We start from the raw sequence: 24,572 nt of genomic DNA, 5'->3' as shown, positions 1-24,572 counted from the left end.
TCTGGGGCTGACGGTGTTGGCTGTCCAATCAGGTGTTCCGTCTACCGTAGCGTTGCTATCTTCAGAGATCAAAACTCATCCTGTAGCTCATCTATCCGAAAATCGAATAGATTGACAAGATGCACATTTATCATCTTCAAGTTTGGTTGGCGGTTGTGGAAGAGGGCAGCTTTTCAGCGGCGGCTCTTAGGCTCAATACATCTCAAGCGGCCGTGAGTCGAGCGATCGCTTCCTTGGAGGATGAATTGGGCGTTCCGCTTTTAGTGCGGGGGCGGTTTGGTGCCCGATTAACCCCCATGGGCGATCGCATCATGCACCATGCCCGTCAGATTCTAGATCTGCGGGGCTGTATTGATGCAGAGGTGAATTTACAAAAGGGTCTAAATGGCGGTCGGTTGCGCATTGCATCGTTTCGCAGCGCCGCAACCCACCTGCTGCCGCCGATGATCGCCCGATTTAGCCAGCGCTTTCCAGGAGTTGAGGTGACGCTATCAGAACTGGATCCCTCGGGGGTGGAGCAGGAGCTGCGGGCAGGACGTGTGGATATTGGGTTGGTGCCGCTACCCCGGTCAGAAGACTTTGCCACCTGGGAGATTGCGCGGGATGAATATGTGGTGTTGTTGCCCCAGACGGGGGCCATCCCCCCCGATCAACTCACCTGGGAGCAGCTTTCGCTCTACTCATTCATTTTGTATAACTACGCCGAATGCACCTCCGCTGTGCGCAACTATTGGACAGAGTGGGGGCAGTCGTTGAAGGTAGCCTACGAGATCAAGGAAGATTCCACCATTGTCAGCATGGTGGCTCAGGGGCTAGGCGCAGCAATTTTACCCCGACTGGCAGCGCTACCCATTCCCCAAGACGTTCTGGTGCGATCGCTGCCGGTGCCCTTAGATCGGGTGATTGGCGCGGCGGTGTTGTCGGAGGCCATTCACCCGCCTACGGTCTTTGCGTTCCTAGATGTGCTGCGGGGTACAGGACTGTTTGCCACAACATCCGTTCCGTAGTGGCCCAATGCTCCAGAAAACGTCAATCCCGGAAGGTTAGAGACCAGCGGCAGCAGTTTGCAGAACTTGATTGAGTTTGCCGCTGCGGTAGCCTTCTAGATCTAGGGTGACGTAGAGAAATCCGTAGGTTTGAAACTCGCGAACAATTTGGTTGAGATCGGTGGTCAGCACAAATTCTTTGATGCTTTCGGGGGGTAGCTCGATGCGGGCGGTGTCTCCCTCAGAGCGTACCCGCAGGTCGCGATAGCCCCGATCGCGGAGGTAGCGTTCGGCTCGCCCCACGCGCTGTAGCTTGGCGACGGTAATTTCTTCGCCGTAGGGAAAGCGAGAGCTGAGGCAGGGCTGGGCCGGCTTGTCCCACCAGGGTAGGTTCAACTGTTTAGACAAGGCGCGCACGTCTAGTTTGCTGACGCCTACTTCAGCCAGGGGCGATCGCACCCCTCGTTCGTGAGCCGCTTGAATGCCGGGGCGATAGTCACTGAGGTCATCGGCGTTAATGCCATCGACGACGTAGGGATAGCCTCGGTCTAGGGCCAGGGGTTTGAGGGTGTCGTGGAGTTCGCTTTTACAAAAGTAGCAGCGGTTGATGGGGTTTGAGGTGTAGTTGGGATTATCCATCTCGTGGGTTGAGACGATTTCGTGGCGAATCCCAATCATGGCGGCCTGAACCCGAGCGTCTTCTAAGTCATCGGGTAAGAGGGACGGAGAATCGGCGGTGACGGCTAGGGCGCGATCGCCTAGGACGTCTTGGGCAATTTTGGCCACTAGAGTGCTGTCTACTCCACCGGAGTAGGCAATCAACGCATGGTCCATCTCGGCAAAAATGGCCGTGAGTTGGGCCATCTTATGGTCTAACGGGTGATTGAATTGGGTAGATGATGGACTACTATCCTCAAATCTCCTCAATGGGCTATTCCTCCGCGTCCTAGATCAACAGCACCTCGCCCTGACAAGAACGAGGTCGTTTATAATACATGGGCTCTCTACCCTAGCTCAAAACTAGGAACAGAGACACTTCCATCTCTAGATTAACGAATTTTCACATCTCTGAAAATTCATTTCTGGCGACCTGCGCCTAGAGCGACGTGCCTGCCTGTTCCTGCAGATGATGAACTAGAGCCTGCAGTCCTAGATAATAACTATTAACGCCAAATCCACAGATTTGACCGACCACTACGGCAGCCATGTAGGAGTGATGGCGGAACGATTCTCGCCGATGAATATTGCTGAGATGCACTTCTACGGTGGGTATGGCAATACCAGCGATCGCGTCTCGAAGAGCGACGCTCGTGTGAGTATAAGCACCTGCGTTGATCACCAGCCCTTGGTGACGATTTCGGGCACTGTGAATGGCGTCCACCAAAGCACCTTCATGGTTGGACTGCAGGATTTCCAGCTTGACACCTAGATGATCCGCCTGTCGTTGTAGCCCCTGATTAACATCATCAAGGGTAGTATGCCCATAAATCTCTGGCTCTCGCAGCCCCAGCAGGTTGAGATTTGGGCCATGAAGCACTAGAACGCTCAGCATGACCGTCTACTCAGCGCTATGAAATGAAGAACCATAGAGAGCTAGAGGCTAACGCCGCCGTTGGTTATCACGTACAGGGATGGGAATGAGCTCGGGTTCTGGCTGAGGTTCAGGGCCGAGGAGAGCATCCACAATCTTGCGGGCCCACTCTTTGAGTTTCTCCAGCACCTTGTCAATTTGAGCCATTAAACTTAAATCTCCTTTTGTTTCAGTCAGCGTTCACTAACAACAGCGGCTAGTTGAACAGGGCTGACCTGACAATTACGATCACAGCTTCTTTATACGATCATAACCAATCCTTGGAAATGATCAAGCTAGTGATTTTGGCAAAGATGTGGTATGCAGCTCTCGGCGGAGCCAGTCTAGAGCCGTACACATGCTCAGCCAGCGCACCCAATCCCGTCCCTGGCGATCGTTGAGGAGGAAAGGACGGCTTAAAACTCGCCCATCGGGGGTGGCGATGCCGATGTAGACGAGGCCAACGGGTTTTTGATCGGTGCCGCCGCCAGGGCCAGCAATGCCGGTGATGCTTACGCCCCAGTCGGTTTTGAGGCGCGATCGCACCCCCGCAGCCATCTGCTGGGCGACAACATCACTGACGGCTCCCTGGGTCTCTAGGTCGGCTGGGGAGACGCCCAGCAGCTCGATCTTGACGGCATTGTCGTAGGAAATCACCCCACCCCGGAAGTAGGCAGAGCTGCCGGCGGCTGTGGTGAGCAGGTGTCCTAAACCACCGCCGGTGCAGGATTCGGCAACGCTAAGGGTTTGTTGCGCGGTGAGTAGGTATTGACCGACGACGGAGGCTAGGGTATCGTCATCAGCTCCAAAGCAGTCTATGCCGGTGATCTGACGGATTTGCTGCTCGATGGGCGCGATACATGCCTGGGCTTCTGCAGCGGATGAGGCTTGGGTGGAGAGGCGCAACCGCACTTCGCCGTTGCCGGCATAGGGAGCCACGGTGGGATTAGGCAGGGCGAGGAGATGGGCAACATTTTCAGCTAGCCCAGCTTCGGAAATCCCCCAAAATCGCAGAATTCGGCTGTGAATGGGAGCCGTTGCCCACCCCTGCTCCTGCAGATAGGGAACGGCAACCTCTTGCCACATGGTTTTCATTTCTCGGGGAACGCCGGGGAACGTGAGAATCGTCAGCTCCGGTGTGGGCTGCCAGATGATGCCAGGAGCCGTACCCATGCGATTGGTCAGCAGGTCTGCGCCTTCGGGCAAGAGGGCCTGCTTGAGGTTGCTGGGAGACATGGGACGATTCCGGCGGGCATATTTTTCGGTGAGGTCGGCAACGACATCCGATCGCTCCACTAAAGGCACACCAAAAAAGTCGGACAGGGCTGCGGTAGTCAAATCATCGGGGGTGGGGCCCAGGCCACCAGTAAAAATAAGCAAAGAGGAGCGCTGGGCAGCGATCGCCACCACCTGCTGCAGCCGTTGGACATTATCGCCCACCACGGTTTGGTAATAGTGGGGAATACCAAGCTGGGCCAGCTCCGTAGCCAAAAACTGGGCATTGCTGTTGAGAATTTCACCCAGCAGCAGCTCGGTGCCCACACAAATAAGTTCCGCACTGCGATCGCGAGTCATGGGTATCAGGTCGATCCTGTGGATTCAATCTCAGGTTGGATCTGAGGTAATTTCTGAGGCAATTGTATAGGATTGCTTAGCTGCTGGAACGAGAACGAGCGTGGCGTTTTGCTTTCCAGCCAATATAGGCAAACAGCACCGTGGCAGCGATCGCATAGGCAACGCCACTGGGAATATTGGAAAAAGCTAGGGCGAGGCTACCGACCCATAGGGTGAGGGAATAGATAAACAGAACCGTGAGCCGATGGGATAGACCAGCTTCCAGCAGTCGGTGATGGAGGTGGCGTTTGTCGGCAATGAAGGGAGAGTTGCCGCTGCGCAGGCGATCGACAATCACGGCGAACATGTCCAAAATCGGTACGGCTAAAATCAAGTAGGGCAAGAGCACCGCAACGGTGGTGACACTTTTCACTAAGCCGACAACGCCAATACCGGCCAGGGTAAATCCCATATAGTAGGCTCCCCCATCCCCCATAAAAATTTGGGCGGGGTTGAAGTTGTAGCGCAGGAAGCCAAGGGCCCCACCGGCCAAAGCAGCAGCAATCAAAGCAGCGGCCGGCTGGTGCATAAATAGACTCGCGACCAGCATGACCACGGCAGCAATCCCGGATACGCCTGCAGCCAGACCATCGAGGCCATCAATCCAGTTAATGGCGTTGGTCATACCCACCAACCACAGCACAGTGACCGGCAGGCTAATCCAGGCCGGTAAAACCACCAGGCCATGAAAAGGAATGGTGAGAAATTCTATCTGGACGCCTACATACCAAGCTCCAGAGGCTGCTATGGACTGCATCGCCAAGCGGGATATGGCCGGTAGACCAAAGAGATCATCGGCTAAACCAATCAGGAAGAAGACTAGCCCGCCAATCGTCACGCCCCAAATCTCATACTCCTTGTCTTGGGGCAAAATGCCAAATCCGCCCAAGCTCCACACCGTCAGCAGGGCAATTAGGGCACCCAGAAAAATCGAGACGCCGCCAAGGCGCACCATGGGTTGATTGTGAACCTTACGTCCGCCGGGCAAATCAACCTGACCACATTTCAGCCCGATCGCTTTGACAATAGGCGTGCTAATCAGCACAATAACAGCCGAAATGATGAATGCAGCGAGATGGTAAAACTGGGGAGACATCTAAACTCGGTGGGTGCAAACGTAATGGGCGTTTTGGATGGCCACTTGGCCAAGGCTACTATGAACTATACACGCTGAAGACAGTTTCATACCCTAGCAGGTTTATCCTCAGCCGATCTATTCAGCTAACCTTGCCCGGTCATGACATAGGATGCTAGACGCATCCCTTTACCCTACACAGATGATGGAGCTAAGCCGGAAAGACTGTGGGACATTTCCAGCCCCCTATACAAGAGGCGCACGGCTCCTCCCAGAAGAGCGGTGCGCCCCGTAACCTAGTCGCGTCTGAGTCAGTCGCGATCGCCTTGACGTTACACCAACGCCGGTGCGGGCTGGGTGGCCTGCAGGTGGGGGTAGAGGGGGAAGCGATCGCAGAGGGATGCTACGCGCTGACGGCATTGCTCCGCTACGGCTTCATCGTCGGGATTCAGGAGGCGATCGGCGATGATGTTCGCGATTTCGGTGAATTCCGGGACACCCATGCCACGGGTGGTCATGGCGGGGGAGCCAAGCCGTAGTCCGCTGGTCACGAAGGGAGATTCGGGATCGAAGGGTACGGTGTTTTTGTTGGCGGTGATGTTGACGCCGCTCACCAGTTGGTCGGCGCGCTTGCCGGTCATGCCAATAGAGCGCAAGTCTAAAAGCATGAGGTGGTTATCGGTGCCATCAGAGACAATCTTGATGCCACGAGCCTGGAGCTGAGTGGCCATGGCCTGGGCATTTTGGATGACCTGGGCAGAGTAGGTCTTGAAGGCGGGCTGGAGGGCTTCGCCAAAGGCCACGGCTTTGCCGGCAATCACATGTTCTAGGGGGCCACCTTGGGTACCAGGGAACACGGCTTTGTCAAACTGTTTGCCCAGTTCGGGATCGCGGGTGAGAATTAGACCGCCCCGAGGGCCACGCAGGGTCTTGTGGGTGGTGGTGGTGACGACATCACAATAGGGAAGAGGGTTGGGATGGTGACCGCTGGCTACGAGCCCGGCAATGTGGGCAATATCTGCAAGCAGGTAGGCACCGACTTCGTCGGCGATCGCCCGGAAGCGATCGAAGTGGATGATGCGGGGATAGGCGGAGTAGCCGCAGATGATCAGCTTGGGCTTGTGCTGCAGGGCTAGCTCGCGAATGTTGTCGTAGTCGAGTTGCTCGGTTTCGGGGCTGACGCCGTAGTGGCAAACCTTGAACCATTTACCCGATACATTCACGGGCGAGCCATGGGTGAGGTGGCCGCCATGGGATAGATCCATGCCCATGATTGTGTCGCCGGGCTGCAAAAGCGCTAGGAAGACAGCGAAGTTGGCTTGTGCGCCAGAGTGGGGCTGGACGTTGGCATGGGCTGCACCAAAGAGTTCCTTGGCGCGATCGATAGCAACTTGCTCAACGCGATCGATAAATTCACAGCCGCCATAGTAGCGTTTACGGGGTAGCCCTTCAGCATATTTGTTGGTTAAAACCGAGCCTTGGGCTGCTAGGACGGCAGCAGAGGTAAAGTTTTCGCTAGCAATTAGCTCTAGGTGTTCGCGCTGGCGCTGTAGCTCCTGCTGAAGAATTTCTGCTACAACTGGGTCGGACTGGTTCAAAAAATCTGCGTTAGTCTGAGTCACAAGTAAGCTCTCCGAAACTCTTGGTCACAATGATTAGGCGTAGCCGATCTCTCCCTATAGGCGGTGGGTGATAGGCAGATGACGATATCGGGGTGGCATGGGGGTTTTAGGGATGCATCTTGCCTTGGAGGTGCCATGTAAGCTAGGGGCGATCGCCAATGTCAGGTAGGAGAACCCTAGGTTTAGACTGGCTCACCCAACCTTGGCAGTACATGGTGCGATCGCTCAAGTCTTTCATTGTAGCGTCATTTTTTCAGGGCACAGCGGCTATTTTTGGTCGGAAGGATCGGTTTTATGCAGCAGAATCGATCTCTAATTGGTGACCTGATCGTGATCTAGGTTACGACAGCGATCGCCTTCCCATGGAATGCTGAAAGACCTTAGCTGATGGCTTCAAGTCCTTGCAAACCTATTGTAAATGTATGGATATGTATGGATTGCCCAGTGTTCCTTGATCCCCTCCCATACAATAGGAAGAGAATGCTACTGCAGGTGGCACTCTCAAGACACGTTATCGACATAGGGAATGGAGGTGGCTGATGTTAGTCATTCTCACCGAACGTCAATTACTCTCACCGCAGCATGTGTGTCAAGGATGCTTGATGGCAGATCAAAGCGGGCAGCCCCGCTGGCACGATGGGCGATTGATGTGTGGTCGGGCGCTGGGGAAAGGGGGTGGCCCTGCCAACCAGTATGAATGCCAGATGGGTTTCCGGGTTGCCAATATTGATTAGCCGGTTGATGAGTTGTTGCGCTGATGGACGAACAACACTCCTGCAATTCTGCTTCTCTGATCAATTGGGTTAGCGTTAGACGTTAGCGTGCCCCAACAGAATCTAAACGGAATCTGAGCTGGTGCTGGGTTGAGCCCCGTGAAACCCAGTCTCCATAAAACGATGGGTCAGTCAACCGGGTCGGTTAGATGAGTCGGCAACCAACCCGCGATCGCCCCTACCGCAAGTCAGCTATTCAAGACGGTTCTCGGGAATCCGCCCATCGGCCGTTTGGGGAAACCTGTTAGATTAAGCCTAGGGCGCTGTGCTGTAACGCATGTCACGAAGAGCAGTACGGCCGCCTCATAACCCTTTGTTTTAGAGGAGCTTGAACGCATGACGTGGCGTAGTTCAACAACCACCGTGAGCGATCGCATTTTTGCTTGCCTACCCTACCTTCTACCGTTGATTGAAGGGCTGATGCTAGGGCGCTTCATCTTCGCTCAGTTTCCAGCGCTGCAGGTGGTGCTCATTCCCATTTTCCCGATCCTGCAACTGTATAGCAGCATTCCCTTTGCGGGGCTGATCATCTTCTTCGCCCTACTGCTGTTGGTGGTGCGTAACCCGTCCATTAGCCACTTCATTCGCTTCAATACCATGCAGGCGATCATGATTGATATCATCATCATCGTCAGCAGCTTGATTCTCAACTTGCTGGGCAATGGTCTGAGTACCGGGTTGATTGGCGAAACCGTCAACAACGTCCTGTTCCTAGGCATGATTGCGGCAGTGGGCTATTCGGTGGTGCAGTCGGCCCTGGGTCGCTATGCCGAAATCCCAACGATTTCCGATGCGGTTAATCTTCAGGTGCGCTAGCGGCATCGGGTTCAGCCGGGGGCATGGTGTAGCTCATGAGGGCGCGATGGAAGACCACACCCCCGCGAGTCACGGTTTCCGTGGCATCGGTGCGGAACCCGAACTTGGCAAACAGGGGGCGACTTAGTTCGCTAGCTTCGGCGCGCAGGTTAAGGAGATGGTGCTGTTGAGCCCAGGCTATGGCCGTAGACAGCAGGCGTGATCCAATCCCTTGCCGTCCATAATCGCCATGGACAAAGAGAGCACTCACCAAGCCGTCGTCCATAAGCCCCACAAACCCTAGGATGCGATCGCCCTCCTGCGCCACCCATATCCGGCCGTCTTGCAGCCAATGCTGAAAGCGATCGCTGTCTTGGGGAGGGGCGGCCCAGGCTTGAACTTGCTCGGGACTATAGTACTCGGGAGCCAAGGTCGTCACGGCGTGGACGAAGATTGCTTCGAGCTTAGGGCTATCGTCGATAGTGGCGGTGCGAATGATCATGACAGGCGATCGCGATGGATTACTGCAGGGTGATAAATCGTCGGAGGGCATCCACCATGGTGGGCGGCCAGCGGCGAGTGGTCTCTACCCACTGAATATCTTTATAGCGACGATCAAGACCGATGGCAGCCACCCAATTGCTCTCGGCTTCGCCTAGTTGCCCGGTAACCCAAAGGGCAGCGGTGAGAGCAGCGCGCATGTCGGCAAAACGGGGATATTTGCGTACCAGATTGCGCATTTGCCGCAGGGCGTCTTCGGTTTCGCCCACTTGGTACAGGGCAAGGGCGTGATTCGCTTGGGCAAACGCGTATTCAGGGGCGAGGTCGGCGGCAATTTTGTAGTCGGCGATCGCTTCTTGCCAGTTGCCCAGACCCGCTTGGGCATTACCGCGATTGTTGTAAGCGGCGGGATCGTTGGGTTCGAGTTCTAGAACGCGGTTATAGTCAGCGATCGCCTCTTGGAATTTGCCCAACCCTTCTAGGGCCGTACCGCGATTCAGGTAGGGATCCGGGGCGCTGGGGGCCAGGCGAATGGCTTGGTTATAGTCGGCGATCGCCTCTTCGAGTTTATTTTGGCTCACCCGAGCATTGCCGCGATTGCTCCATAGGGCAGGATTATCGGGCAGTTGCTCTAGTAGGTCTGTCCAATAGGCTTCGGCGGTGGCAAAGTCGCCAGCATTAGTGGCGGTGAAGGCCTGATCGCGGAGTTGTTCAACAGCGTCTTGGTCGGCGCTGGGTAGCTCTTCGGGAATGGCCTGCCCCCAAGCAGCGCCTGGCATCAGCCACAGGAGGCAGGCGAGCAGCAGGGGTAAAACGGTGGGTAGAAATCCCAGATTGGGGCGTTTGATTAGCATCGTTTCTTAACGTGGAATGAGCGGTAGGTTGGGATCGCAGTCAGTCGGGCGATCGCTACTATGATTGTAAGAAGATTGTAAGACCTGTGCTGGTTGGAGCTAGGGTAAACCAGGGCGATCGCGTGAGGAGTTGGGAACCGTTGATCGATTCATCGCAAAACTGGGCAGCATCTGGAGATTCGGCGGATGATCTGCATGATTTGGATGCGGTCATTGACGATGTGCAGTCCCTCCAGCATGACCTCAGCTACCAGCTCGCCCAAGATACATTACGGCAGCTTGTGCAGCAGCTTGACCTGACACCCCGAGAGCAGGCGGGGTTGAGCCACGAGATTGAACAACTCACAGCGATGCAGACCAAGCTAGAACAGCAGGTAGTGCATATTGCCGTATTTGGCATGGTGGGGCGGGGGAAGTCATCGTTGCTGAATGCGCTGCTGGGGCAGGAGGTGTTTGCCACGGGTGCCGTCCATGGAGTAACGAAGACGGTGCAGGGAGCAGCTTGGCAGGTATCCCAAGAGGCGATCGCCGGCTGTGATCAGGATCTATGGACAGTCTCCCTACCGGGGGTTGGTGGATCCCGGATTGAGCTGCTGGATACGCCGGGTCTGGATGAAGTGGGCGGCGAAGCGCGGGAGGTTTTGGCGCGGCAAATTGCCCAACAGGCGGATCTGATTTTGTTTGTGGTGGCCGGGGATATTACCCAGGTAGAATATCAGGCCCTGTCGCAGTTGCGGGAGGCCAGTAAGCCGATGCTGCTGGTGTTCAACAAGGTGGATCACTACCCACCGGGCGATCGCCAAGCTATTTATGAAACGATTCGCGATCGCCGCGTGCGAGACTTGCTATCGCCCGAAGAAATTGTCATGGCGGCGGCGGCTCCAGTGGTGACCCAAGCAACGCGGCGAGCAGATGGCAGTCTGGCCATGCATCAAACCCAGGGCACACCACAGGTGGATGACCTGAAGCTGACGATTCTCAACCTGCTGCATCGGGAGGGGCGATCGCTGGTAGCGCTGAATACGCTGCTCTATGCCGATACGCTGAATGACCAGCTCGTGCGTCGTAAGCTGGAGATCCGCGATCGCAGTGCGGAAGATATGATCTGGAGTGCGTCGATTGCTAAGGCAATGGCGATCGCCCTCAATCCAGTCACGGCGCTGGATCTCCTGGGGGGAGCAGCAGTGGATTTGACGATGATCTTGGTGCTCTCGAAACTCTACGGCATTCCCATGACGGAGCACGGAGCCCTGAATCTGTTGAAAACCATTGCCCTAGGCATGGGGGGAATTCCCTTGAGTGAGCTACTGGCCACCTTGGGACTCAGTTCCCTCAAGGGGCTGCTTGGCCTCGCCGCTCCAGCCACCGCCGGGCTGTCTCTGGGGCCCTATATTCCCGTGGCGATCGCCCAAGGCAGTGTGGCGGGAGTCGCGTCCTACAGCATTGGCCAAGTAGCGAAGGTGTATTTAGCCCAAGGGGCAACCTGGAGCGACACGGGGCCCAAGGCGGTGGTGCAGGATATTTTGGAAACCCTGGATGAAACGTCGATTCTCAACCGGATCAAAACGGAACTAGCGGCTAAGCTGGGGCAGCCTCGGGCAAGGTCTGATGGATGAAATTATGAATGAAATTGGGGCTTCGACTAGCTCAGCCCGAACGGGGTTGGGTGCGTGAGCTGGCTGGGGCGATCGCTGTAGTATCCTTCGGCGAGTCAAGCTTACCGACGATGATCCAGAGGCGATCGCTCCTAGGACTCTCTATCCTGTCTAGCAGGATCTAGCCATTCAGCACCTTAGCCGCAGCGCTGACCCCGGCACCGGGGGTGAAGCCTTCAGCATGGAGGGCTTGCAGGGCTGCTTCGATGGCGGCGATCGCGGTTAAGATATCGCGATCGCTGACAAAGCCGAGGTGACCAATGCGGAAAATCTTGCCTTTGAGGTGATCCTGACCACCGGCCAGGGCAATGTCAAACTGCTTGCGCACGATCGAGCGAAGCTGTTCGGCATCCACGCCGCTGGGCATGACAGCCGTAACCGCTGGGCTAGCGTGGGAATCTGGGGCAAAGAGGGGCAAATTGAGGGCAGCGATCGCGGCACGGGTGGCGGCACGCTGACGGGCGTGGCGGGCAAAGATGGTCTCCAATCCTTCGGCTTTCATCATCCGCAGGGCGGCTTGCAGGGCCACGATCAGATTGATGGCGGGGGTGAAGGGATTGGTGTTTTTAACCGCTGATTTACGATATTTGCCAAGATCTAAGTAGTAGCGGGGGAGCTTGGCGGTTTCGTAGGCGGTCCAAGCCTTAGGGCTAACGGCGACAAAGCTGAGCCCTGGGGGAATCATGTAGCCTTTTTGGGAACCGGAGCCAACAATATCCAAGCCCCATTCATCGATGGGCAAGGAGCAGGCTCCAAGGCTGGTGACCGCATCAACGATAATCAGCGCTCCATGGGCTTTCACGACTTGGTTAATGGCTTCAAGATCATTCAGCACGCCGGTGGAGGTTTCGCTGTGGGTGAGAATGACGGCCTTAATCGTTTTCTCGGTATCCGCTTCTAGCAGGGTGCGGAACTGCTCTGGATCAAGAGGCTTGCCCCATTCCGCAGACACCCGCTCGACGTTGAGACCATAGGCTTCGCATACTTCGGCCCAGCGATCGCCAAATTTACCATTGCAGCCCGCCAAGACGCGATCGCCAGGGCTGAGAACGTTAATAATACCGGCTTCCATGGCTCCGGTACCGCTGGCGGTGAGCACCAGTACATCATTTTGGGTTTGGTGCAGCCATTTCAATCCCTCCGTCACCTCCGCCATAATGGCGGAAAAGTCGCCGCTGCGATGACCAATAGGATGTTTACCCAGGGCTTGCAAAACTTGTTCCGGAACGGGTGTGGGCCCCGGAATCATCAACATCAACTTATCGTCCATCTGTCCATCCTACTTCTAAGCAAACAGTCTATGCCTTCTGCCGTAGCGCGTGACGCTGGGCTGGCGATCGCCCCCTCGGGTGACTGGAAGGCAAGCGAGTATGGGTACCTTTCCTATCCTCTCGCCCCTTGTCCTCGGTTGGCATACTTCAGGATGCCATAAGTTAGGAAGTCCATAAAGATTCTTCCCGAAAGAATTTATGCTACGGCGATTTGGCTAGACCTGAATAGATGGGATCAGGCACTGCTAACTGGGGTCTGCGTCGCTCTGATCGGCGGGAGGAATGGAGTCAGAGGAGGCTGGGGGCGCTGGGGGGCGGGAACTCGGCCGCCGCAGGCGTCGCCGAATCAAGAAATCGGGAACAGCTAGGGTACCAAAATGGGAGCTGAGGGTGGCGTCTTCCGCATCATCACCATCACTGACGGGCAGGGTTTGCATGGCGTCGAGCAAGTCTGCCAGAGCCGGAATGATATCGGGGTTGGGCGTGCCGCTGTCGGTGAGGGTCTGCTGCAAAGCATCCCGTAGTTGGCGCATCTGACGCTGACTGACCGTATAGCGATCTTTCCAGTGCTGAACCGCGGCTTCATATTCGCTGGCCTGCTTAGCCTGTTTCAAAATCTGCTCTTGCATTTCCGCATTTTGGCGATCGCGCTCTGTCAGGCAAGCATGTTGGCGATCGCGTTCACTTTCCAGCTCTTGGCACTGCTGCTGGAGTTTAGCAATTTGGCGGGCTTGCTGCTCCATGTGCTGTTCCAGGCTTTGGCGCTGCAGCTTTGCACGGGCCAGTTTTTGAATCGGCGTTTGCCCATCCTCATCGGCCGGGGATGGATCTGGAGCACCTAGCCAATGTTCGGCAGCGGCATCAGAGCTGGTGGCGGCTTGGGAAGGAGTAGGATCCGCCTCGGTTTGCAGCGATCGCTCTTCTAGACGCAGGTACAGTTCCCGAATGCGCTGATGGCAGGCGCTGATTTCCATCTCCAGTTCCACCACGCGGGAATGGGCGGTGAGGGCTTCGGCTTCAAGGTCGAGAATCTGCCGCTGACGTGCTTCTAGGGCGGTTTGCAGATCCTTAATGGTGGTATCGAGGCGCTGGTAGTGGGCGCGGGTTTCATCCCGGTCGGTCTCAAGGCGATCGTGGAGACCTTCGAGGACGGTGTGGTGATCATCCGCGAGGGTATTGATGCGCTCTAAGAGCTGGAGGAAAAATTGATCGCGATCGCCCATACCGGCCCGATACATCTCGATGGCCTGCTGCTGGCGTTCGAGCTGCATTTTCAACTGGGCGATCGCCTGCCGTTGGATACTGGCATAGGCTTCGGTGGTCGCCAACTGGGTTTCTAAAATGCCCTGGTCTCGTACTTTCAGCCGCAGTTCATCCAAGTACAGGAGCGCTTGGTCGAGGGCTTGCTCTAGGTGATAAATGCGCGAAAGCTGTTCATCATTGAGGGAACAAACCTGGGCAATTTCATGCACGAGGGTCTGCTGATCCACTCCAGCGCTAGAAAGCTGCAGCAAGGCTTGGCTAGCCACACGGCTCCACTGATAGCGCGACTGGTCGTCCACAGACCAAAAACCATGAGGGCGAGATACCTCTGGTTGCGACACTCAGAACCTCCGAAACGTTGCTAATACTAGTTAGGGCGTGATAGGGCAAGGTCTGGACTTGTCTGCTCAATCCAGCTAGCTCTAAGATCCATGGTCGGCGATGGTTATAAGCCTACAAGCACCCCGCGCCTTCATGGTTAGAACCAAATGATCAGAATCGCATGGTCAGAATCGCATGGTCAGAACCGATACAGCTACCCCTAGGGGATATGACCATGCTGTAAGCTTACTATACTCTCTCCCTAGAGCTACAGGCATGTGTTTGCTAAACTACATTTCCCACCGTTGCCAGAGCATTTTGCTCAGGATCGGCTGGGGACTGGGAGAACCCTGGTTGACGAACCCACCTTGAAGCCCCTCACCCCAAACCCTTCTCCCAGTCGGCTGCTAAGGACATACCAATCGATCTCTGACTCATGGTCTCAAAACCCCATACTCTAGGGTCTTGATTTCTCACTAGTAGCCTGCCTATGACCTGCAACATGGCTTCCGCATCCAGTCGTCACAAGGCGGTGCATTACGGCTTCAAGCACCCTACCAGGCAAGGATTTCAGGACTTGTGGTCACCCAACCGGGAAAACAATGCGTCAGCCCATCCGGGAAGAACCTTGCTCACCGAGAACCTGGTTTAGAGTAGTTCGATTTTGGAGAGGCATGTTTTTTCCGAGGCGGACGCTGATAGCGGGATGCCTTATTATTACGGCGACGCTCCCTGCGCCACTGGGATAGGCGTTTCTGGGCCCGGGCCAGGGGAGAAAGGTGATCGCTATCCGGGGGCGGGAGTTGAGTATCTTTGGTCTGCCACCAAGCGCCAGCCAGCCCCCCGGCTGCTCCACCAATTACCCCCAAAAGCAAGGTTAAAACCGGATTGTAGCCTAAAATTCCAAATCCCAGAATGAATACAATTGCAAATTTAATGCCTGTACTAACAGCGGTTCTGGTCATGCTGTCGCTAGTGATCGGTTGCCTTTAGTGTAGCAAGGGTTTGTTGAAGCAGGTCGGCGGGGGATTGGGCCGCATCGAGGGAGATCACATAGGGCTGTTCGTCGCTACTGAAGGGCTGGAAGGTTTGCTGGCGCAAGATATCCACGTTGGCATCGGCAATGTCGCCGGTGCGAGCTTGCAGGCGAGCTGCCAGCAGATCTAGGGGAGCGTCGCAGTGGACAAGGTGCAGGGGCAGTTGGGCGGCTTGGGCCTGGGCGATCGCTGCCTGTCGATAGTCTTGGCGATCGTACTTGGCGTCTAGAATCACGGTATAGCCATCCTGGGCCAGCTTAATGCCCAGGGATAGGAGGCGATCGTAGGTTTGGGCGGTCATGGCGGGGGTATAGAGATCGTCGCCACCGCGTTCGTAGAGCGGTACGCCACCCAGATGTTTGCGCACGGCGTCGGAACGAATGTGGATACCCTCTAGGGCGGTGGCGATCGCTCGTCCGAGGGTGGTTTTTCCCGATCCCGATAGCCCAGACATGATGATCAACCGGCCAGTTCGGGGTTGGCTGAGCTGCCAGGCCAGGCGATAGTAGAGCGCGGCTGTCTCAGAGATAGATTGCTTGTCTTCTGATGGGATACCCGGATCGTTGAGCAGGAAGGAGGTCACCTTGGCGCGAACGTAGGACTGGCGGCTGACGTAGAGGGGAAGAATGTGCAGTCCGTCCCAATCGCCAGAGGCTTCTGCATAGGCATTTAAGAAACAGGTGCTGAGATCGGGGCGCTCTCGGGCCAGCAAGTCCATGACAATGTAGGCAATGTCGAACATGACATCGACAAAGCGGAAGGGTTCGTTGAATTCAATGCAGTCGAACAGCCAAAGCCGTCCTTGCCAGTCGCAAATATTCCGCAGGTGTAGGTCGCCGTGGCATTCTCGGATGCGATCGCTCTCCATCCGGTCTTGAAACAGGTCTTGCCGTTCAGCAAAGAAGCGATCGGTGTAGTGGCGGGTTTCGTCAAACTGCTGCTGGGTTTGGGGGCCGCCGATGTACTGTTCGGTTTGGTCGTAGTTTTCGTCGATGGATTGGCGGACGCTGGCAATCTCCCCAAAGCTGCGAATGTAGTCGCTGGTGACGGTGGTTTGGTGGAAGGCAGCGATCGCTTGGGCCAGTGCTTGCAGACGGCTCTCGGTGAGTTCGCCGCGATCAAAGCAGGCGGTGAGCAGGGCGTCTTGAGGAAACTGCCGCATTTGTACGGCATAGTCGATGATGGACTCGGTGGGCGGGTTGGGCTGGCTAGCAAGCTGGAAGCGATCGCCCGCTTGGACAATCGGCAGCACCGCTAGGTAAAGCTCAGCGGCGGTGCGTTGATTCAGCCGCAGTTCTTCTTGGCAAAAGTGACGACGCTTGTCCAGGGTGGCATAGTTGAGAAACCCAAAGTCCACCGGCTTTTTCACCTTGTAGGCATAGTCTCCAGTCAGCAGCACGTAGGACACGTGGGTCTGGATGAGCTGGATGGGTTCCTGCACGGGATGGGGGTAAAATCCGGGCTGGAGCATCTGTTGAATGAAGACTGGCAGCGTCGTCTCGGTCATGGGTTACAGGCCACGAAGTTAGCGAGACGATTGTAGCGAATTATCGGTTACCCAAGGCCAGCACAAGGCTAATAGCGGCGATCGCCCCCAGCAAAACCCAACCGCCCCGTTGACCGATCCAACCCCGGAAGCGATTACCCCAGCTAGGCCGGTAGGCGATCGCCTCTGGGCTCTGCTCCGTGGAAGTATAGAGGGTGCAGCTTTCAGCATAGGGGCGCTGGGGGAAGGTGCAGGTATCGTCGGCGTGGTAGAGGCAGGTGGCGCAAAGAGAGCCGCTGGGGGATTGGTACAGCGGAATACCAGGATGACCAAAGGCCTTGAGGGGAGCACGGCAGAAGGGGCAGGCGATCGCCTCCTCTGGAACGGACTGGTGACAGTGGGGACAGTCTGGCATGGGCTGGGTTGGTATCAGCAGAACTGTCTTTATCCTAGCGGTTACCCAAAGATAGACACGCTCCCAGAGATCCATTAGTCCCACAGATCCATTGGAGTCCATTGGAGATGTATAGCCCAGGGATGGCCTTCAGGAATTGCTCTCCCAGGAATTGTTCTCCCAGGAATTGCTCTCCCAGGAATTGCTCTCCCAGGGATCGATGCAGGGATGGATGAGGGGATCGATGATCAGGTGGGGCCTACTCTTGGGCAGGCGGCACGGCTACGGGAGCAGGGCGATCATGTCTGAGAGATTTGCTCAGAAGATATTTGACAGCGAAGACCATGCCCACTCCCGATAGCCAGTAGGGACTGAACACCAGCAGCCAGATGATCAGCTGAACAAGGTCTACAGTCAGGTCACCGACCGCAACTTTGGCCTGCTGCCAGGTGCGGCTAATTTGCGTGCCTGCGGATGGATCACCCGAGGCGATCGCTCCTTCCGTTTGCAGGGTGAGGCGAATGGTGGAATAGCTGACCTGGTTGCGCAGGGCGCTGAGCTGGGCGTCAATTTGTTCGATGGAGGCGCGAATGGTATCCAGTTCGCGAGCCACGGTGAGCACGTCGTTCATATCGCCCGATCGCTCCATGATGCCGAGGACAAGCTCCTCGGACTTGCGCAGGTTCCGCAAGCGAGCGTCATAGTCTACCAGTTGTGCCGATACGTCTTGGGCGGAGAGGCTTTGCTGCTGAATGTCACCTAGTTCAGACAGGGCGGCGATCGCTCCATCCAGTTGGGCTTGGGGCACCCGTAGTTCTAGAGAAGCAGAGCGGGGCTGTTGCTCATCCCGAGGGCGTGTGGTGTTCAGGGAGAGGAGATCGCCTTGGTATTGGCGGGCGATGGCATTGACGGTAGCCAGACTATCATCGATGGACTCGACTTGGATGATCAGGTCAGCCTGCTTGATCAATTGGGGCTGCGATCGCGGCACGGTGGTAGCGGCGGCGAGGGACGGGGCACCGGCTTGGTTCTCTGCACCGGGAACGGCCTCGGGGCTGCTGGGAGCCACCATGTCTCCACTAGCGGGCGCTGCAGACTCCGCCATCTGGCTCTCGTTGGAGGGAGCTGCCGCACAACTGACCATGAGGGTACCGCTAGCTAGTATGAGACCTAGGAGCGATCGCCCTTGCCGCTGAATTGAATAAACCATGACTCTCATCCTCTGCTTGTAAACCATCGGTGTTAATAGCTACAGCTATTCTGGCTGGTTTGCCGAAGAGATGGAGTTAGGTTACAAAAATGGAAACCTAGGCCAGGGGCTGGGCTGATGGACTGGGCTGATGGACTGGGCTGATGGACTGCCCCATCGTTTCCCCTTATGAGTCCCACCAAGACGAGCAAGTACAACTCTCTCAAAGCCCCTCTACCGACCTAGGAGAAGGCTTTGGGGTGAGGGTCTAGGTTTGCTTAGCACAACCTCTAGTTCAACCTTGCTCAGGCTAGCGGGGATATCAGCTAGGGATGCAGTTGTCTGAGGATCACCTGCAGGCGATCGTAGTCGTCTTTCAGCAAAATGCTCAGGGTGCGGCCAACCTGCACCAGCCAGTCGCGATCGGCTTGACGGACGCTATAAATCTGCCGGATGGACGCGGCAATCAGGGCATCGACGGGGGTGTTGTTGAGGTCGAGGAGCGATCGCAAAAAGTCGAGGCGATCGGTGAAGCTGATGATCTCCTCGGGTTGGCAGTAGTACACCGCTTGGTGAACTTGCGGCGGGCGCGGCGGTAGATATTGGTAGGTGACGGTGGCGGGGCGCTTGCCGTTGGCGGTCTGGGGCGGTTGGAAGCCAACTAAGGCAGCGTTAAACTCGGTTTTGAGCATGGCAAAAATCTGGGGCTGCTGCTCTCGTAGTTCTTGCAGCGATAGCCCCAAGGCCCGAGCCCGATGGACAGAGTCGATGGGGCTGGTGGTGGCATGGTAGACCACGGCGTAGATTTGGTTGCCGGATTCTTCGTCCATAGCTTTCACCCAACTACCGAAAGGTGGCATGGCGGGGAAGCTGAGGTCATCCGGATCTAGGCACTGGGCCAGGAATTGCGTGGTTGACGTTTCGACCACTTCTGCAAAGTGACCCGGTGTGCGGCGCTGGGTGGCAAATTGGGGGAGAGGCAGTCGCATGGTGGGGAATGTTGAGGGGCGATCGCCTCCTCTTGCCTCTTACCTTGGGCCATGGGGGCGATCGCTCAGACCACCCCAATCATACTGAATGGCTAGACATTTGGCGATTTTTGCCGATTCCCCTAAATTCACCTAGACCGGTCTATTTCTTACGTCCGGCGGTTGCGTCCACAGCTTCAAGCTCAGACAGGGTAAACGTTACGAGTTTGTCCCAGTTGCCACCTTCAAAGAGTACAGCGGCTTTGCCATCGCTGATGCGCTGCACTAAGCCTTGAAATCCATAGTAGGTATCATCAAGATTGGTGACCCGAACGGCTGATCCAGGGAAAATCATGGTGTGTCTAAACCTTTAAGCTAGCGTTTCCATAGTTCAATGTAGACGATTCTAGGACGAGAGCGATCGCTGGGAGACATGGGATCGCTCCTAGCATGATCAGTGGGTAGACTCAATGCAATGCACCTAGGTTGCCGAGTTTCGACGTCGCTCAACCCTCGTCTTGCAAGAGTTTGAGCTACATTGCCGGGTTTTGACTTCGCTCAACTCTCTTCTTATAAGAGTTTGAGCTACATTGCCGGGTTTCGACTTCGCTCAACCCTCGTCTCATCAGGGTTGGAGCATTGAGCGACGTCGAAATGAGTGACGTCGAAAGGCTTGCCAATAGCTACCTTCTCCCACTTCGTCAAAATCGTAGACGCTGACTGCGATAGTTGGCAATGGATTCCACGATGCCTAGAGCTATAAAGTTCGTCAGCAGCGCCGATCGCCCATAGCTAACCCACGGGAGCGGAATGCCGGTGACAGGCGCTAGACCAATGGTCATGCCCACGTTGACGAGCACCTGAAAAATGAGCATGGATAAGACGCCAATGGCAATCAAGGAGCCGAAGTTATCCTTGGCATTTTGAGCAATAATCACCAATCGCAGGCAAATCAGCCAAAAGGCAACCAGCATGACCATGCAGCCAATAAAGCCGAGTTCTTCACCGACGGCAGAGAAAATGAAGTCGGTGTGTTGTTCTGGAATGAAGCTGAGCTGGGTTTGGGTTCCCTGGTTCAACCCACGTCCCCATAGCTGCCCAGAGCCAATGGCAATGCGCGATTGAATGAGGTGATAGCCACCGCCTAGGGGGTCTTTATCGGGATCCAGAAACAGGATGAGCCGATCTTTTTGATAATCTTTCAACAATCCCCAGAGCACCTGCCCCAAGCCACCAGAGACAAGGTTGACGACGGTGGCTCCCAATGCCCCAAAGAAAGCCCAAGGCAGGGTACGCCAGCCAATGACACCCATAGCCACAACCCAGATGACCCAGACTGGAAAGGACATGTTGAACAGAATGGCGGCAGCTAGGGGAGAAACGAGCAGCACCAGCCAGCCTGGATTGGCATTGCCCCAGTAGAGCATGCCCAGGGTGATGGCTCCAAAGACAAGGGACGTCCCGAGGTCGGGCTGGATGAACACAATGCCCCAAGGAACAGCGATCACGGCCAGAGCCTTGATCATCATGGGCAGCGTAGAGGCAGTACGTTCATGCAGAACGCCTGCCAAGGTGATAATGGCTCCGATTTTGGCAAATTCGGAGGGCTGGATATTGAAGCCGCCGATGGTAATCCAGCGCTGCGCACCCAGGGCCTCGGTACCCATGAACATCACGGCTAACAAGGAAATATTGGTGATCAGATAGATCAGCCAGTACCACTGGATGAGGTTGTCATAGCGCCAGCGGGCCAGGATCATAACGACCAGTAACCCAATTCCACCAATCACCCAATGTTGCCACCAGTCTGTTAAGCCTTCGCTCAACTCGGTGCTGCGGATGATGATCCCAGCAAAAAGGGTCATGCTAGTCACAATCATCAGCAACAGCCAGTCCATGTCCTGCCAAGGCTGGACGATGCCTCGTAGACTGAAGCGCTTTGAGATGGATTTATACGTCATAAAGGGTTGAGAGCGTGGGAGGAGCAGGGAAGCGATCGCGTTGTTGATCGCTCAGAATAGTCTTCACGGTCTAGGCTAGGCACTCAGGGCAGCTACAGAAACTCGGGCGGCAACCTGTTGAGTGATGGCGGTCAAGGCCTTGGCGGAAGCGGACTCAGGAGCTGCGAGCACAATGGGAATGCCGCGATCGCCCCCTTCGCGAACAGCAGGTTCGAGGGGCACACAACCCAGTAGGGGCACTCCTAGCTCTTGGGCCGTTTTTTCGCCGCCACCGGAGCCAAAGATGTCATATTGGCGATCGGGTAGGTCAGGGGGAATGAAATAGCTCATGTTTTCCACGATACCAATCACCGGCACGTTGAGCTGTTGGAACATTTTCAGACCGCGCCGGGCATCGCTGAGGGCCACGGATTGGGGGGTGGTGACAATGACGACACCGGCCATGGGAACGGCTTGGGCCAGGGTAAGCTGGGCATCGCCGGTGCCAGGGGGTAGATCAACAATGAGGTAGTCCAACTCGCCCCACTGCACTTGGTAGAGGAATTGACGGATGATGCCGTTGAGCATGGGGCCGCGCCACACCACGGGCTGATCGCGATCGATCAGGAAGCCCATGGAGGCGACTTTGATGCCGTGGTTGAACGCAGGCGCGAGGACGTCACCCTGGGGGCTGGCCTGCACCATCACTTTAGCGTCAGATAGACCCAGCATGATCGGGGCATTGGGGCCATAGATATCAGCATCTAGGAGACCGACCGTAGCTCCGGCAGCGGATAGGGCAGCAGCGATGTTGACAGCGACGGTACTTTTCCCGACGCCACCTTTGCCACTGGAGACGGCGATGATGTTGCGAACGCCGTCGATGCCTTGGCGATCGGGGAGGGATTTTTGTTGGGGGGTTTCAGCGGTGACGTCTACGTCGATGGTCTCCACACCGGGCAGGGTTTTAATCGCGGCTTTGCATTCGTCTACGATAAATTCTCGGAGGGGGCAGGCGGGGGTGGTGAGCACCAAGGTAAATTTCACCTGTCCTTGGTCGATGGCAACATTGCGGATCATGTTGAGTTCGACCAGGCTCTTTTGTAGTTCGGGGTCTTGTACGGGGCGCAAAACCTCTAAAACAGACTGAGCATCAAGCGTTTCAGGCATTGTGTTCTCCAAGCTCGGCGGGCGATCGCCCTTAGCTAGCAATCACCCCATGATACGGTTCTTAATGATCAATCTTAACGCTAGGGGCGATCGCTCTCTCAAGGGACTGTCGATGGTTAGCATATGGCTTCGTCCCATGGCGGATCTTGGCGTAGCTAGATCCGGTTACTGCACCCTGATGGAGCGATCGGATGAGCGATTAGATCAGGGTGCTTAGCCTTGACTCCTGCGCTGGGTGAGGATGAGTTCGGCGATCGCCAAGTCAACCGGGGTAGTGACTTTGAGGTTCGTATCTTCGCCCATGACAATCTTCACCGCTCGTCCGCATTGCTCGAAGAGTGCCGCATCATCGGTGACGTCCCAGCCGTTGCGCTGACCCTCGGCATGGCAAGCTTTCAGGTCATCCACGTGGAAACCTTGGGGTGTTTGGGCGGCCCAGAGCTGGCGGCGATCGGGTGTGTCGAGGATGAGCTGAGAGCCGGGGTCAACCACCTTGATCGTATCCTTGACCGGGATGGCAGCAATTAGCCCGGCATGGACTTGCAGGGCCTCTGCACAGCGATCAAACAGGTCGGGGGTGGCCAGGCAGCGGGCCCCATCGTGGATGAGAACGCGGTCGGCGATCGCGGGTAGAGCTTTGAGGCCGTTGTAGACCGACTCTTGGCGCGTGCTGCCGCCGGGGATGAAATGGACGAGTTTGATGATGTCGAGCCGGGTGGCGATCGCCTTAAACTCTTGCCAATCATGGGGTTGACCAATAATGCCAATCCAGTGAATAGAGCGAGCGGCAACAGCGGCCTTCAGAGTCCAAGCAAGAATTGGGTCTCCCAAGAGCGGTAGGAGTAATTTGTTGCGATCGCTGCCCATGCGCCGCCCTGATCCGGCGGCCGGAATGAGTAAATACACGGCTTGTGTTCAGTCCTCCCATGACGACGAGACGTATAACGTGAAGCTGCAAAATCCGTTGCAAAATTCCTACAAGCCAGCCCCCTCTAAAGAAGTTTTCTAAGGATGGAGCAGGATTGAGCAATATTCCCCCCTATCTTCCCCTAAAATAATGAGCGGAATAAGCGTCATGAAACATTCTTATGCGAGTAGTAGCTCTTGTCCCTGGCGGGATTGGCGATCAGATTTTGTTTTTCCCGACCTTGGACAGCCTCAAGCGAACCTACCCCCATGCCGTGATTGACGTGGTGGTTGAACCCCGCGCCAAGGCAGCATACCGGGTTTGCAAGTCTGTGAACGATGTATTGCTGTTTGACTTCAAAGATCGAAACAGTCCGGCTGACTGGGCAAATTTGCTCGGTGTGATTCGCGATCGCTACTACGATGTTGCTATTTCCTTAGGGCAACGCTGGGGAGTTGGTTTTCTCCTCTGGCTGACTGGGGTGCCCAGACGCCTCAGTTATGAAAGTACGGCCTCTTGGCTGCTGACCGATCCAGTACCGCTCAACGAAGAGCAGTATGCAGCTCATATGTACCATGATCTGCTCCAAGGCTTGGGAATTGACACCCCCTGCCCTCCCCTGTCAGTTCAATTGCCGAAGGCGGATATTGAATGGGCAGAAGCGGAGCAAAAACGCCTAGGTCTTGGTTCTGGCTATGTGATGATCCACGGTGGATCGAGCAAGCTGGCGCTGACGAAGGGCATCGACAAGATCTATCCGGTGGCAAGATGGCAGCAGGTGATCCAAGATGTGCGGAAACGACAGCCCGATCTACCAATCGTGATTGTGCGCGGCCCAGAAGATCAGGACTGGGTGGATGCTTTGCTGAGTGGCTTCCCAGACCTGAAGGTGACGGCTCCAGCAGACATTGGCAAACTAGCGGCGATGATTGCCGGAGCCAACCTGATGCTCTGCACGGATAGTGGGCCCATGCACTTGGCGATCGCTCTCCAGGTTTATACGCTGGCACTATTCGGCCCAACGGATCCAGCCAAGCTAATGCCCAAGAGTGATAAGTTCAAGAGCATCAAGTCGCCGACGGGTAAAATGTCTGACATTACTCCAGAGGCGGTGCTCAAGCTACTCTGGGGCGAGTAGGAGCTAGCGTAGTTCAACCTAGTGAGTGGATCGGTGCCTTGAA

Annotated in this window: 25 protein-coding genes; 6 read left to right on the top strand and 19 right to left on the bottom strand. The window is 56.0% G+C overall.

Annotated features, from left to right (window positions below):
• Positions 1–119: 119 nt before the first annotated feature.
• Positions 120–1,007 carry a LysR family transcriptional regulator gene (locus JUJ53_RS08170; RefSeq protein WP_204151502.1) on the top strand — a complete coding sequence of 296 codons (888 nt, stop codon included), beginning with the start codon at positions 120–122 and terminating at the stop codon, positions 1,005–1,007.
• Between the two features lie 36 nt (positions 1,008–1,043).
• On the opposite strand, the gene larE is transcribed toward JUJ53_RS08170, so the two are convergent.
• From larE to glyA, 6 genes are all read right to left on the bottom strand, one after another.
• The gene (larE, locus tag JUJ53_RS08165) at positions 1,044–1,850 is read right to left on the bottom strand and encodes an ATP-dependent sacrificial sulfur transferase LarE (RefSeq protein WP_204151501.1); all 807 of its coding nucleotides are present in this window, start codon (positions 1,848–1,850) and stop codon (positions 1,044–1,046) included.
• A 232-nt stretch (positions 1,851–2,082) separates the two neighbouring features.
• The gene (aroQ, locus tag JUJ53_RS08160) at positions 2,083–2,538 is read right to left on the bottom strand and encodes a type II 3-dehydroquinate dehydratase (protein WP_204151500.1); all 456 of its coding nucleotides are present in this window, start codon (positions 2,536–2,538) and stop codon (positions 2,083–2,085) included.
• 48 nt (positions 2,539–2,586) lie between these two features.
• A complete protein-coding gene (locus JUJ53_RS08155) occupies positions 2,587–2,724 on the bottom strand; it encodes a hypothetical protein (RefSeq protein WP_204151499.1) in 138 nt (45 codons plus the stop codon).
• Positions 2,725–2,847: 123 nt separating this feature from the next.
• Entirely contained in the window at positions 2,848–4,131 is a 1,284-nt protein-coding gene (locus JUJ53_RS08150; protein ID WP_204151498.1) for a competence/damage-inducible protein A, read from the bottom strand.
• Positions 4,132–4,207: 76 nt separating this feature from the next.
• Positions 4,208–5,266, bottom strand: a complete 1,059-nt coding sequence (locus tag JUJ53_RS08145; RefSeq protein WP_204151497.1) for an MraY family glycosyltransferase — start codon at positions 5,264–5,266, stop codon at positions 4,208–4,210.
• 311 nt (positions 5,267–5,577) lie between these two features.
• On the bottom strand, positions 5,578–6,867 hold the full coding sequence (gene glyA / locus JUJ53_RS08140; RefSeq protein WP_204151496.1) for a serine hydroxymethyltransferase: 1,290 nt from the start codon (positions 6,865–6,867) through the stop codon (positions 5,578–5,580).
• A gap of 539 nt (positions 6,868–7,406) precedes the next feature.
• On the opposite strand from glyA, the gene JUJ53_RS08135 reads away from it, so the two are divergent.
• Together JUJ53_RS08135 and JUJ53_RS08130 are read left to right on the top strand one after the other, a co-directional pair.
• A complete protein-coding gene (locus tag JUJ53_RS08135) occupies positions 7,407–7,601 on the top strand; it encodes a hypothetical protein (RefSeq protein WP_204151495.1) in 195 nt (64 codons plus the stop codon).
• A gap of 375 nt (positions 7,602–7,976) precedes the next feature.
• Positions 7,977–8,456 carry a Tic20 family protein gene (locus tag JUJ53_RS08130; RefSeq protein WP_204151494.1) on the top strand — a complete coding sequence of 160 codons (480 nt, stop codon included), beginning with the start codon at positions 7,977–7,979 and terminating at the stop codon, positions 8,454–8,456.
• Here the strand turns inward: JUJ53_RS08130 and JUJ53_RS08125 are convergent.
• Together JUJ53_RS08125 and JUJ53_RS08120 are read right to left on the bottom strand one after the other, a co-directional pair.
• Positions 8,437–8,988 carry a GNAT family N-acetyltransferase gene (locus JUJ53_RS08125; RefSeq protein WP_204151493.1) on the bottom strand — a complete coding sequence of 184 codons (552 nt, stop codon included), beginning with the start codon at positions 8,986–8,988 and terminating at the stop codon, positions 8,437–8,439. The two genes, JUJ53_RS08130 and JUJ53_RS08125, sit on opposite strands and share 20 nt — an antisense overlap.
• Positions 8,957–9,790 carry a tetratricopeptide repeat protein gene (locus tag JUJ53_RS08120; protein WP_204151492.1) on the bottom strand — a complete coding sequence of 278 codons (834 nt, stop codon included), beginning with the start codon at positions 9,788–9,790 and terminating at the stop codon, positions 8,957–8,959. The genes JUJ53_RS08125 and JUJ53_RS08120 overlap by 32 nt, the downstream gene beginning before the upstream one ends.
• A gap of 191 nt (positions 9,791–9,981) precedes the next feature.
• Here JUJ53_RS08120 and JUJ53_RS08115 point away from each other — a divergent pair, with 191 nt between their 5' ends.
• A complete protein-coding gene (locus JUJ53_RS08115) occupies positions 9,982–11,406 on the top strand; it encodes a GTP-binding protein (RefSeq protein WP_204151573.1) in 1,425 nt (474 codons plus the stop codon).
• An 8-nt stretch (positions 11,407–11,414) separates the two neighbouring features.
• A complete protein-coding gene (locus JUJ53_RS08110; protein WP_204151491.1) occupies positions 11,415–11,570 on the top strand; it encodes a hypothetical protein in 156 nt (51 codons plus the stop codon).
• On the opposite strand, the gene JUJ53_RS08105 is transcribed toward JUJ53_RS08110, so the two are convergent.
• The 11 genes from JUJ53_RS08105 to ispD all read right to left on the bottom strand — a co-directional run bounded on the left by JUJ53_RS08105 (position 11,567) and on the right by ispD (position 23,390).
• Positions 11,567–12,715, bottom strand: a complete 1,149-nt coding sequence (locus tag JUJ53_RS08105; protein ID WP_204151490.1) for an alanine--glyoxylate aminotransferase family protein — start codon at positions 12,713–12,715, stop codon at positions 11,567–11,569. The two genes, JUJ53_RS08110 and JUJ53_RS08105, sit on opposite strands and share 4 nt — an antisense overlap.
• A gap of 246 nt (positions 12,716–12,961) precedes the next feature.
• Positions 12,962–14,278 carry a hypothetical protein gene (locus JUJ53_RS08100; RefSeq protein WP_204151489.1) on the bottom strand — a complete coding sequence of 439 codons (1,317 nt, stop codon included), beginning with the start codon at positions 14,276–14,278 and terminating at the stop codon, positions 12,962–12,964.
• Between the two features lie 654 nt (positions 14,279–14,932).
• The gene (locus JUJ53_RS08095; protein ID WP_204151488.1) at positions 14,933–15,265 is read right to left on the bottom strand and encodes a hypothetical protein; all 333 of its coding nucleotides are present in this window, start codon (positions 15,263–15,265) and stop codon (positions 14,933–14,935) included.
• 7 nt (positions 15,266–15,272) lie between these two features.
• On the bottom strand, positions 15,273–16,844 hold the full coding sequence (locus JUJ53_RS08090) for a bifunctional aminoglycoside phosphotransferase/ATP-binding protein (protein ID WP_204151487.1): 1,572 nt from the start codon (positions 16,842–16,844) through the stop codon (positions 15,273–15,275).
• Between the two features lie 40 nt (positions 16,845–16,884).
• Positions 16,885–17,238, bottom strand: a complete 354-nt coding sequence (locus JUJ53_RS08085) for a hypothetical protein (protein WP_204151486.1) — start codon at positions 17,236–17,238, stop codon at positions 16,885–16,887.
• Positions 17,239–17,476: 238 nt separating this feature from the next.
• On the bottom strand, positions 17,477–18,427 hold the full coding sequence (locus JUJ53_RS08080) for a DUF4349 domain-containing protein (protein WP_204151485.1): 951 nt from the start codon (positions 18,425–18,427) through the stop codon (positions 17,477–17,479).
• Positions 18,428–18,732: 305 nt separating this feature from the next.
• The gene (locus JUJ53_RS08075; protein ID WP_204151484.1) at positions 18,733–19,395 is read right to left on the bottom strand and encodes an HAS-barrel domain-containing protein; all 663 of its coding nucleotides are present in this window, start codon (positions 19,393–19,395) and stop codon (positions 18,733–18,735) included.
• A gap of 142 nt (positions 19,396–19,537) precedes the next feature.
• Positions 19,538–19,729: an NAD(P)H dehydrogenase subunit NdhS gene (locus JUJ53_RS08070; protein WP_204151483.1), complete on the bottom strand. Its 192-nt coding sequence runs from the start codon at positions 19,727–19,729 to the stop codon at positions 19,538–19,540.
• Positions 19,730–20,075: 346 nt separating this feature from the next.
• Positions 20,076–21,335 carry a rod shape-determining protein RodA gene (rodA, locus tag JUJ53_RS08065; protein WP_204151482.1) on the bottom strand — a complete coding sequence of 420 codons (1,260 nt, stop codon included), beginning with the start codon at positions 21,333–21,335 and terminating at the stop codon, positions 20,076–20,078.
• Positions 21,336–21,410: 75 nt separating this feature from the next.
• Positions 21,411–22,484 (bottom strand): Mrp/NBP35 family ATP-binding protein, encoded by a 1,074-nt coding sequence (locus tag JUJ53_RS08060; protein ID WP_204151481.1) that lies wholly within the window; start codon positions 22,482–22,484, stop codon positions 21,411–21,413.
• A gap of 213 nt (positions 22,485–22,697) precedes the next feature.
• Positions 22,698–23,390, bottom strand: coding sequence for a 2-C-methyl-D-erythritol 4-phosphate cytidylyltransferase (gene ispD / locus JUJ53_RS08055; protein ID WP_204151480.1), 693 nt, complete (start codon positions 23,388–23,390; stop codon positions 22,698–22,700).
• Positions 23,391–23,572: 182 nt separating this feature from the next.
• Here ispD and JUJ53_RS08050 point away from each other — a divergent pair, with 182 nt between their 5' ends.
• Entirely contained in the window at positions 23,573–24,529 is a 957-nt protein-coding gene (locus JUJ53_RS08050) for a glycosyltransferase family 9 protein (protein WP_204151479.1), read from the top strand.
• Positions 24,530–24,572: the final 43 nt, after the last annotated feature.

The organism is Leptolyngbya sp. CCY15150, from assembly GCF_016888135.1.
Taxonomy (GTDB): Bacteria; Cyanobacteriota; Cyanobacteriia; order RECH01; family RECH01; genus RECH01.
This window is presented reverse-complemented; position numbering and strand designations above follow the sequence as displayed.

What these genes read in the sequence shown, in the direction of transcription:
- JUJ53_RS08075 (WP_204151484.1), bottom strand. Translation starts at nt 19,395, where the DNA reads ATGCGACTGCCTCTCCCCCAATTTGCCACCCAGCGCCGCACACCGGGT.
- JUJ53_RS08135 (WP_204151495.1), top strand. Translation starts at nt 7,407, where the DNA reads ATGTTAGTCATTCTCACCGAACGTCAATTACTCTCACCGCAGCATGTG.
- JUJ53_RS08070 (WP_204151483.1), bottom strand. Translation starts at nt 19,729, where the DNA reads ATGATTTTCCCTGGATCAGCCGTTCGGGTCACCAATCTTGATGATACC.
- JUJ53_RS08090 (WP_204151487.1), bottom strand. Translation starts at nt 16,844, where the DNA reads ATGACCGAGACGACGCTGCCAGTCTTCATTCAACAGATGCTCCAGCCC.
- JUJ53_RS08060 (WP_204151481.1), bottom strand. Translation starts at nt 22,484, where the DNA reads ATGCCTGAAACGCTTGATGCTCAGTCTGTTTTAGAGGTTTTGCGCCCC.
- JUJ53_RS08145 (WP_204151497.1), bottom strand. Translation starts at nt 5,266, where the DNA reads ATGTCTCCCCAGTTTTACCATCTCGCTGCATTCATCATTTCGGCTGTT.
- JUJ53_RS08085 (WP_204151486.1), bottom strand. Translation starts at nt 17,238, where the DNA reads ATGCCAGACTGTCCCCACTGTCACCAGTCCGTTCCAGAGGAGGCGATC.
- larE (WP_204151501.1), bottom strand. Translation starts at nt 1,850, where the DNA reads ATGGCCCAACTCACGGCCATTTTTGCCGAGATGGACCATGCGTTGATT.
- JUJ53_RS08125 (WP_204151493.1), bottom strand. Translation starts at nt 8,988, where the DNA reads ATGCCCTCCGACGATTTATCACCCTGCAGTAATCCATCGCGATCGCCT.
- JUJ53_RS08120 (WP_204151492.1), bottom strand. Translation starts at nt 9,790, where the DNA reads ATGCTAATCAAACGCCCCAATCTGGGATTTCTACCCACCGTTTTACCC.
- JUJ53_RS08130 (WP_204151494.1), top strand. Translation starts at nt 7,977, where the DNA reads ATGACGTGGCGTAGTTCAACAACCACCGTGAGCGATCGCATTTTTGCT.
- JUJ53_RS08150 (WP_204151498.1), bottom strand. Translation starts at nt 4,131, where the DNA reads ATGACTCGCGATCGCAGTGCGGAACTTATTTGTGTGGGCACCGAGCTG.
- aroQ (WP_204151500.1), bottom strand. Translation starts at nt 2,538, where the DNA reads ATGCTGAGCGTTCTAGTGCTTCATGGCCCAAATCTCAACCTGCTGGGG.
- JUJ53_RS08110 (WP_204151491.1), top strand. Translation starts at nt 11,415, where the DNA reads ATGAAATTGGGGCTTCGACTAGCTCAGCCCGAACGGGGTTGGGTGCGT.
- JUJ53_RS08170 (WP_204151502.1), top strand. Translation starts at nt 120, where the DNA reads ATGCACATTTATCATCTTCAAGTTTGGTTGGCGGTTGTGGAAGAGGGC.
- rodA (WP_204151482.1), bottom strand. Translation starts at nt 21,335, where the DNA reads ATGACGTATAAATCCATCTCAAAGCGCTTCAGTCTACGAGGCATCGTC.
- JUJ53_RS08080 (WP_204151485.1), bottom strand. Translation starts at nt 18,427, where the DNA reads ATGGTTTATTCAATTCAGCGGCAAGGGCGATCGCTCCTAGGTCTCATA.
- JUJ53_RS08050 (WP_204151479.1), top strand. Translation starts at nt 23,573, where the DNA reads ATGCGAGTAGTAGCTCTTGTCCCTGGCGGGATTGGCGATCAGATTTTG.
- JUJ53_RS08155 (WP_204151499.1), bottom strand. Translation starts at nt 2,724, where the DNA reads ATGGCTCAAATTGACAAGGTGCTGGAGAAACTCAAAGAGTGGGCCCGC.
- JUJ53_RS08095 (WP_204151488.1), bottom strand. Translation starts at nt 15,265, where the DNA reads ATGACCAGAACCGCTGTTAGTACAGGCATTAAATTTGCAATTGTATTC.
- JUJ53_RS08105 (WP_204151490.1), bottom strand. Translation starts at nt 12,715, where the DNA reads ATGGACGATAAGTTGATGTTGATGATTCCGGGGCCCACACCCGTTCCG.